The 7,844-nt window shown below is 35.3% G+C and carries 8 protein-coding genes, 1 pseudogene and 1 riboswitch; of the genes and pseudogenes, 4 read left to right on the top strand and 5 right to left on the bottom strand.

Annotated elements, in window-relative coordinates; all coding sequences use genetic code 11:
* Nucleotides 1-94 precede the first annotated feature (94 nt).
* Complete coding sequence (locus tag FC77_RS07040; RefSeq protein ID WP_056970929.1) at nucleotides 95-943, bottom strand: helix-turn-helix domain-containing protein; 849 nt, start codon at nucleotides 941-943, stop codon at nucleotides 95-97.
* A gap of 175 nt (nucleotides 944-1,118) precedes the next feature.
* Between FC77_RS07040 and FC77_RS07035 the strand changes: the two genes are divergently transcribed.
* The 4 genes from FC77_RS07035 (at nucleotide 1,119) to FC77_RS07020 (ending at nucleotide 4,104) form a co-directional block, all read left to right on the top strand.
* A complete protein-coding gene (locus FC77_RS07035) occupies nucleotides 1,119-1,895 on the top strand; it encodes an ABC transporter ATP-binding protein (protein ID WP_056970927.1) in 777 nt (258 codons plus the stop codon).
* A gap of 3 nt (nucleotides 1,896-1,898) precedes the next feature.
* Nucleotides 1,899-2,633 (top strand): ABC transporter permease, encoded by a 735-nt coding sequence (locus tag FC77_RS07030; protein ID WP_054682233.1) that lies wholly within the window; start codon nucleotides 1,899-1,901, stop codon nucleotides 2,631-2,633.
* Complete coding sequence (locus FC77_RS07025) at nucleotides 2,630-3,346, top strand: ABC transporter permease (RefSeq protein WP_054682234.1); 717 nt, start codon at nucleotides 2,630-2,632, stop codon at nucleotides 3,344-3,346. The genes FC77_RS07030 and FC77_RS07025 overlap by 4 nt, the downstream gene beginning before the upstream one ends.
* A gap of 71 nt (nucleotides 3,347-3,417) precedes the next feature.
* The gene (locus FC77_RS07020; protein ID WP_054682235.1) at nucleotides 3,418-4,104 is read left to right on the top strand and encodes a type 1 glutamine amidotransferase; all 687 of its coding nucleotides are present in this window, start codon (nucleotides 3,418-3,420) and stop codon (nucleotides 4,102-4,104) included.
* Nucleotides 4,105-4,195: 91 nt separating this feature from the next.
* Here the strand turns inward: FC77_RS07020 and FC77_RS08170 are convergent, their stop codons facing one another.
* From FC77_RS08170 to thiD, 4 genes and pseudogenes are all read right to left on the bottom strand, one after another.
* On the bottom strand, nucleotides 4,196-4,357 hold the full coding sequence (locus FC77_RS08170) for a hypothetical protein (protein WP_169790075.1): 162 nt from the start codon (nucleotides 4,355-4,357) through the stop codon (nucleotides 4,196-4,198).
* Between the two features lie 428 nt (nucleotides 4,358-4,785).
* A complete protein-coding gene (gene thiM / locus FC77_RS07015) occupies nucleotides 4,786-5,580 on the bottom strand; it encodes a hydroxyethylthiazole kinase (RefSeq protein ID WP_054682236.1) in 795 nt (264 codons plus the stop codon).
* A gap of 1 nt (nucleotide 5,581) precedes the next feature.
* Nucleotides 5,582-6,232, bottom strand: a complete 651-nt coding sequence (gene thiE, locus FC77_RS07010) for a thiamine phosphate synthase (protein WP_056970925.1) — start codon at nucleotides 6,230-6,232, stop codon at nucleotides 5,582-5,584.
* A pseudogene (gene thiD / locus FC77_RS07005) lies at nucleotides 6,222-7,046 on the bottom strand (bifunctional hydroxymethylpyrimidine kinase/phosphomethylpyrimidine kinase). Before thiD ends, thiE begins: the two are co-directional and overlap by 11 nt.
* A gap of 93 nt (nucleotides 7,047-7,139) precedes the next feature.
* Nucleotides 7,140-7,230: riboswitch (TPP riboswitch) on the bottom strand.
* Nucleotides 7,231-7,844 lie beyond the last annotated feature (614 nt).

The following is a 7,844-nucleotide window of genomic DNA, read 5'->3' as shown; positions in this document are numbered from 1 at the left end:
TCAAGCCTCTATTAATCCTGTATTTTAAACTGTCTAATTTTTAGGTCTCAGTTCATATTTATGAATCCTAGGTTTATTTTTTTACATTGAAGAATTAATTATCTAATTCTTTTACCTGTTTAAACAATCTGCACAAACTAGCAGCCAAATTATCAGCATTCATCTTCCTAAGAAAAAGGACAATTTGGTTCATTCTCTTAATCGAATAATTCCTATACATACGATAATTTAGCAATTCAATTAGAAATGCTCTTTTTACGTTTAAATATAAAAATGTTGCTGGAACAGTAATTCCCTGAATACGATCTACCAATTTTTCAGCACATTTCGCATCCCTAACAATCAATTTTACTAAGGCATTTAATATAGCCGAAATCGCCGTATAAAAGTTGTCACTATTGCAACCTTGTATTTCTTCTATCCTATTTATAATTCTCTTTGCAATATTAAAGGTCTGCCCAACGGGCAGAAAGTTAATGGAGTGGTTAAAAAGATTAATACTAAAATTGTCCCAGTTTTCAATATCAGAAAGAATATTTCGTAATTTGATTTGATAATTAATCGGAAAAATACATTCCCGTGTTAGCTCAAAATAGAAATTACTAGCACTAGCAGCTAAAAATAACGTATTTAGCTGTTGCGTTTTTTCATATTTTTTTAACTGAATAATCGTTATCTTTTTAAGTTTTACACTATCAGCATCTGCATAAGCTGCATTGATTCTTTGGGCTACCTCTTCATTAAATGAATGGTAGTTTGCACCAAAAAATTCATTTAAATTTATCTCTAATTTCTTTAAGAGTTTGAGCACATTATCGAAATATATCTCACCCTTGCCACGTTCCCAACGCGATAGCGTTGAAGGTGAAACAATTCCTTTTGCCGCTTTATCCAGTGAAACCCCACATTTCTCGCGAATTTGTCTGAACGTACTTCCGTACATAAAAAGCCTCTATATATCTTTCAATTTTTATCATAAATATTTTCCTCTCAAATTTTTGCATGTGTGATTAAAGTAATTCTACAGTATTTTCTTGCATATCAGCAAGAAATAAGAAAATTATTAAAAAAGATGGCATAATCTTAATTAATAAATATGTTAGGAATTAAGCAAAATTATGACAAAAATCGTACTAAAAGCGACCAATATTAGAAGATATTTTAAAAATCAAAAAAGTAAAACCGAATTCCATGCTGTTGACGGCATCAGCTTCAGTGTTCACGCAGGAGAAATTGCCTCTTTCGTCGGTCCTAACGGTGCTGGTAAAACCACTCTTTTAAAATCTATCTCTAACTATCTGCTTCCAAATTCTGGACAAGTTGAAGTTACAGGGATCAACCTGCTTAAACATCCAAGACAAGCGCGCCGGCAACTTGGAGTTGTCTTTGGCGGAGATCGGGGCTTCTATGCCAATGCCAGTGCTCGTGACAACCTCGAATTCTTTGCCCGTTTATTAGCTGTTAAAGAGAAAAACGTTAAAGCAAATGTCCAAGAAGCCCTCGAAACGGTCAATTTAGCTGATGTAGCTGCCAAAAATACTGGAAGTTTTTCTAAAGGAATGCTGCAGCGGCTACATATTGCACGTGGACTTATTAATAAACCTAAAATTTTAATGCTTGATGAACCAACCGCAGGTCTTGACGTTGAATCGGTTATTACAATTAGAAAATTGGTTAAACGGCTGGCTAAAGAGGGACGTGGTATTATTTTAACCAGTCATAATATGAATGATATTGAAACTTTAGCCGATAAAATTTATCTAATCGGCAGTGGGAGAATCCATTATGAAGGCAGTTTAGCTGGTGTTAAAACTTTCGCTCACGTTGATGAAAATGCATCACTGACTGACGCATATTTAGCGGTTGCCGACCAATTAAAAAGAAGGCAGGTGTAATTCATGCCTTTTCTTAAAATGGTTAAATTTCAACTAAAACTTTATATTAAAAATTCTTACTTCGTTAATCTTGTAATCATTGAAACCAGTAGCATGCTGCTTTACGAATATTTAGCCGGTTATGTTGGTCATAATTATAGTGGCCAAGAATGGTTAATTGCTGGTATTATGGGGACCTGGTCTTCCTGTACAACTAGCGCTGGGGCACTTGGCTACCAAAGACGGCAAGGAACATTATCGCATTTACTTAATACCGCGATTCCACATGAAAAAGCACTACTTGCCGTACTTTCACCTGCAGCTATCTATGGTTTGATCGCTTTCCCATTAGCAGGAATTGAAACGATAATTTTAAAAATGCCTTTAAACAATTTAAGCTGGCAATTATTATTAGGTATCTTTCTACTTTGGATTGCCCGTATAGTTCTAAGTTATTTCATCAGCTTATTTTTCATATTAAGCCGCAACGCAATTGCATACGAACGATTAATCTTTCTACCAATTTTATTATTATCCGGCTTACTCAGTGTTCCGACCTTCATCTATCCGTTTATTAAACCATTTCAATTACTCAGCCCTTTGAGCCTGCCTATTAAAATTATTTACGGGCAATTCCCACAATTTACGTGGATTCTTTCTTACATAGTAGTGTTAATTGCATTTATCCTACTTTCAAAATGGATGACTAATGTAGTTATCCATAGAGCTTTCAAAGAAGGGAGACTGAATATCTTTTGATTAGCACATACCGCGTTACATTACGCTCAATCAGCAATTTCAATAGTTTACGCCTAATCTTTGTGGATTACTTCATCCTACCAATAGTATCCCTAACGATGTTCCTTTTAATCGTTTATAATTCCAACCAGAATTACACCCGTACCCTATTGGGAACAGTCATTACTTCTGGGATTGCCAGTGGAATCGGTGTCACCTGTGCCTCATTTATCTATGACCAAGATATTGGCATTAGTGATGATATTGCCTCTATCAGACCGGCCTTTAGTAAATACTGGCTGCCCAAATTTATCATTGCCGCAATCACTCTAACCGTTGAAATTCTTACGCTAGGCGGAATTGGTTTAATTACCCTAAATGAAGCAAAGCTTTTTCCAAAATTATTGTTATCTCTGCCACTAGCAATTTTAATTAGTTCTACCTTAGGTTACGTTAGTGCTATCACTGGTTTTAGACACGAAAATCCTTATTGGCTAGCAAATATTATCACCGGTTCATTGGTACTTTTATCAGGAGTCATCATCTCCATTACACAATATCCCTTTTGGCTCCGTATCTTTGCGGAATTACTTCCTATAAGCAACCTTTTAGATTGGATTCTTAACACAACAATTTATAATTATGATTTGCTAATAGTCAGTGGGAAAATTTTCATCTGGTTTTTACTGTGTTTACTCATAAAAGTAGGAGCTAACCATAAATTAAGAAAATGAGTTTTACTTTTGCTCGTTTCCATCTGATTAAGGTATACTTTAAAAGTAGAAGCTAACGAGGTTGATGTATTATGGCAGACAAATTAATTAAAATTGCATACTTGTATGAAGATCTGATGAACACTTACGGTGATTCAGGTGACGTTAAAATCCTACGCTTTCTTTTAAAAAGAGAGGGTTACGATACGCAGGTCGATAATATTTCTTTAGGTGATAAATTTGACGCCTTTGATTATGATTTTGTCTTTTTCGGCGGTGGCCAGGACTTTGAACAAACCGTTGTTGCTAAAGATTTACCACGACACAAAGAAACTTTAGAAAAATATATCAATAGTGGCAAGCCGATGCTCACTATTTGCGGTGGTTACCAGTTAATGGGCAGTTATTATAAGACCAATTCTGGTGTAACTATTAAAGGATTAGATATTTTACCGCTGCACACCATTTTTAAATCAGATAAAAGAATGATTGGCAACACCCGTTACATGACCGAATGGGGCGAAGTCAAAGCCTTTGAAAACCATTCTGGACAAACTTATTTTGATGATAAAAATAAATTGCATCCCCTTGGTGATATGATTAGTGGCTACGGCAACAATCCGCAAGACCATGAAGAAGGCCTCCGCTATCGTAATTTCATCGGTTCATATTCCCACGGACCTCTATTAAAGAATACGAATGTTGCTAATGCTGTCGTTGCAATGATTTTAGATTGGCATAAGCAGCGCGTCGGCCAAAAAGAAAAAGTAGCTGAATAAAATTTATTAACATAACAATTCAAAAATGCATTCTCGGATAATGAGAATGCATTTTTTGTAGATTAAAGTAAAGCGATTTTCTAAGCAATAATCACTTATCAGCGTAATGACAAGGGCCAGAAATCTTTCTTGCGTACATACTAGCGACTTCACTTTCCAATTTATGCTTGTCGGCTTCATATTCTTTTTTAAATTTTGGATCTTTTAATTCTTCTTTCAAAATATCGGCAAAAGGTTCTGTAATTTTAGACATTATTTATCAATCCTTTCAAATTATTTTTTATCACCGTTTTTAAATATATTCTTAACGAAGGTATACGGACGTCTGATTTTCAGAAATTCGTTTCTATCAAGGCTTAAAGTGCTTTTTTGCTATTTTTATCAAATAATTTATTAGCCTACTTATAATCTGATAAACCACCCAAATTTGTAATATTAAAAGTACTTGGAATAATTTCAGATGATTCAAAAACCTATACTGATAAAGATAGTCTAAATAAAGCTTTAGACAAGAATTTACGATAAAAGTGTAACGTATCAGTTTTTATTAAGGGCTCTATACTAAACTGATAAGAGGCATATCATGACAGATAAAACTATCGCTCTTATTACTCTAGTACGGACGCATGGGCTTTGAACTGTCCATTTTAATGGGATCATATCACATCTGGGACGTCTTTTTTACTTTACTTTTACTATTTTTATATTATCCTGCAAAGTTTTATCATCTAAGGTACCTAAAATATCAAATGTTTTATTCATAAATGTGGCAGCTTGATTACCTGTTTCTTTAGCAGCTAATTCTGCCACAACCGGTAAAATCGCAGAAGCATATGTTAAATCTTCTAATGAACATTTTTGACTTGCAAACACGGCTAGAATTCCGTCAAGAACATCCCCCATACCAACATTAGTTTTCAACATAGGTTCATCATTCTTAACTTCAAATACCTTCTGTCCATCTGTAATAATATCCGTTGGCCCTGATATCATAATCCGACAATTAAACTGCTTGGCTGCAGCCTGAGCAATCTTTATACGATCACTATCATTGCCGTCAACCGCATCGATTCCATGACTTTCCCAAGTAACACCAGTCAAAGCTGCTATCTCACTAGTATTGCCACGAATGATATCCACTTTAACTTGTTGTAAAAGTTCCATTGAACGATCATATCTAACCTTGGTTGCACCGACTGCAACTGGATCAAAAACCACTGGATTATGATCACTATTAGCCTGTTTAGCTGCTAGCAGTGAACATAGTTGCATGTCAGGATTGGTAGACCCCAAATTTAAGCAAACAGCATTGGCCACTTTAGTTATTTCTGTAATTTCCTCAGGATCATTAGGCATCATAGGTGACTCACCAATAAAATTGATGGCGTCTGCTACATGTTGTGAAGTGATTGTATTCGCAATACTTAAAACTATTGGATTTTTGTCCCTAACATTTTTAATCAAATTATTATTCATTTTACCTACCTCCTTGTTTTAGTACTTTAACCGTCCGGGCTACATTATTACTTTTTGTAATTGCTGAAATGGTGGCAATACCTGCAATTGGTGCATCTTTCAAAGTAGCGACGTTATCTTCTTGAATTCCACCAATCGCAACAATCGGCAGATTTGTATTTTCAGCAACTTTTTTAACTCCAGAAACGCCAACGGGAGGAATCTCTTCTTTTTTACTCGTAGTAACGTATACTGAGCCTGTTCCTAAATAATCAACAACCTTCAATGCTGGTTGACTGGCCTTTAATTCAGCCAAGTTGTGAACAGACAAACCTATAATTAAATCAGGCGACTTACGATAAATGACCCTAGGATCAGTATCGCTTTGTCCAACATGGATACCTTCCGCATTAATTGCTCTAGCCAAATCATAATCATCATCAACAAATAGCGGGACTCCTGCTTTTTTAGTTAGGTGATGTATTTTTTTACCTAAATTTATTTTTTCTTCAGTATTTAAATAACTGTTGCTGCCCTTTTCACGGTACTGAATTGCGGTTGCTCCACTATCCAGTGCCTCTTTTACCAATCTCAATAGTTTTTCACTATCATTATTTGTATCTTGAGTTCCAACTATAAAATAAAGCTGCAACATTTCTGGTTTAAATTTCATATTCACTATTACTCCATTCTCCTTGGTTCAAAGGGCCATGACCATGACCTATATATAACGGATGTTTAATAATTTTAGCTAAATACCCATGTGCCCGCTTAATTGCAGTATCCATATCAATTCCTTGAGCTAAATATGCAGAAATAGCTGCAGACAAGGTATCCCCTGTACCATGCGTTCGTTTGGTATCTATCCGCCGAGATTTCAGCAGGTAACTTTTCTTATTTTTAAGCTGCACAAAATCCGTCACGATAGCATCAGTCCCATGACCACCCTTAATAATGACATTGGGACAACCAAAACCCTGAATAATTTTAGCGGCTTGCTGCATATCAGCCTCGTCATTAATTTTCTGACCAGCTAAAATTCCTGCTTCAGGCAGATTAGGAGTTACTAATTCTGCTTATGGGATCAATCCTTTAATCATCATTTCCACGCCATCATTAGTTAGCAAACGCGTTCCGCCCTTCGCTACCATGACAGGATCAACTACTAAATTCTGTATTTTGTATTTTCGAATATTATCAGCAACTATTTTTACATGCTCTGCATTAAATAAAGCCCCTGTTTTAGCTGAACGAATATCAAAATCTGCCAATACTGACGCAAATTGCTGATCAATTATCTTCTTAGGTAATGGATATTGAGCCTGAACATTAAGCGTATTCTGAGCTGTGACCCCAACTATTACGTATGTGCTAAAAGTTTTACATGCTTGCATCGTTTTAATATCGGCTGAGATCCCGGCTCCGCCACCAGAATCACTGCCTGCAATTGTTAAAGCCTCTGGATACTGTTTATCATTTTCCTGCAATATGCCTTCCTCCAATCAAATTAATAGCATTAAAAAAGAAGTCTTAGCGCTGAGCTAAAACTTCTAAAATAATTAATCATTGTAAGACAAAGACAATTTTATTACGTATTTTCCCTGCGGTAGTACTAACTACATCAGGTTCAATGGGTATAATCTCAGCTCAATGGCACCCCAATTTCTTATTCAATTATCTTTAGTATAGCACCAAATGATAGGGCTTTCATAGCAAAGAGTCTTGAAAAAGTTAATTGCATTGTTTAAAGTTATCTAGAATAATGCCAGTTTATCATTTAGATTAATCTATTTTTGCTTTTTTAATAAATTACTGAAAACAGAATAAAAAAGGTGGCCTTAAGGACCACCCCAAACGTTCATAGCAAGTGGTCAACCTTACTACTACACGCTCTCAACGTTATTATGTCCGATAACATCGTTCTTCATTATTATAGCACTACAAAAATTAAGTATATAAAAAAGACGGTCAACAGACCGCCCGCAATTATGTAATAAGTAGTCAACTTATCACACACACTTCGTATTACATATTACATAACACGTCATGATACTTCTTTTAAACCACTATAACATAATTACATGTTAAAACACTTCGTGGTATGTCACTAACTCAAAGAAGCCCAGTCAGCTTCAATAAAGGTGATGAAAGACATGTTGCGTATCATAGTTTTGGTACTTCTTTTTTGCTTATTGTTGAAAATAGCATAGAAAAAGCGATACCCTTTCGGCTCTATAATTTTTCCTGTTGATGACTTATCAATATGATAAGCTGTTAACAGGTTT

The sequence above is a fragment of the Lactobacillus acetotolerans DSM 20749 = JCM 3825 genome, from assembly GCF_001436775.1.
Taxonomy (GTDB): domain Bacteria; phylum Bacillota; class Bacilli; order Lactobacillales; family Lactobacillaceae; genus Lactobacillus; species Lactobacillus acetotolerans.
Note: the sequence above shows the minus strand (reverse complement) of the source record. Positions and strands in the feature narration are given on the sequence as shown.

What these genes read in the sequence shown, in the direction of transcription:
- FC77_RS07040 (WP_056970929.1), bottom strand. Translation starts at nt 943, where the DNA reads ATGTACGGAAGTACGTTCAGACAAATTCGCGAGAAATGTGGGGTTTCA.
- FC77_RS07035 (WP_056970927.1), top strand. Translation starts at nt 1,119, where the DNA reads ATGACAAAAATCGTACTAAAAGCGACCAATATTAGAAGATATTTTAAA.
- FC77_RS07030 (WP_054682233.1), top strand. Translation starts at nt 1,899, where the DNA reads ATGCCTTTTCTTAAAATGGTTAAATTTCAACTAAAACTTTATATTAAA.
- FC77_RS07020 (WP_054682235.1), top strand. Translation starts at nt 3,418, where the DNA reads ATGGCAGACAAATTAATTAAAATTGCATACTTGTATGAAGATCTGATG.
- FC77_RS08170 (WP_169790075.1), bottom strand. Translation starts at nt 4,357, where the DNA reads ATGTCTAAAATTACAGAACCTTTTGCCGATATTTTGAAAGAAGAATTA.
- thiM (WP_054682236.1), bottom strand. Translation starts at nt 5,580, where the DNA reads ATGAATAATAATTTGATTAAAAATGTTAGGGACAAAAATCCAATAGTT.
- thiE (WP_056970925.1), bottom strand. Translation starts at nt 6,232, where the DNA reads ATGAAATTTAAACCAGAAATGTTGCAGCTTTATTTTATAGTTGGAACT.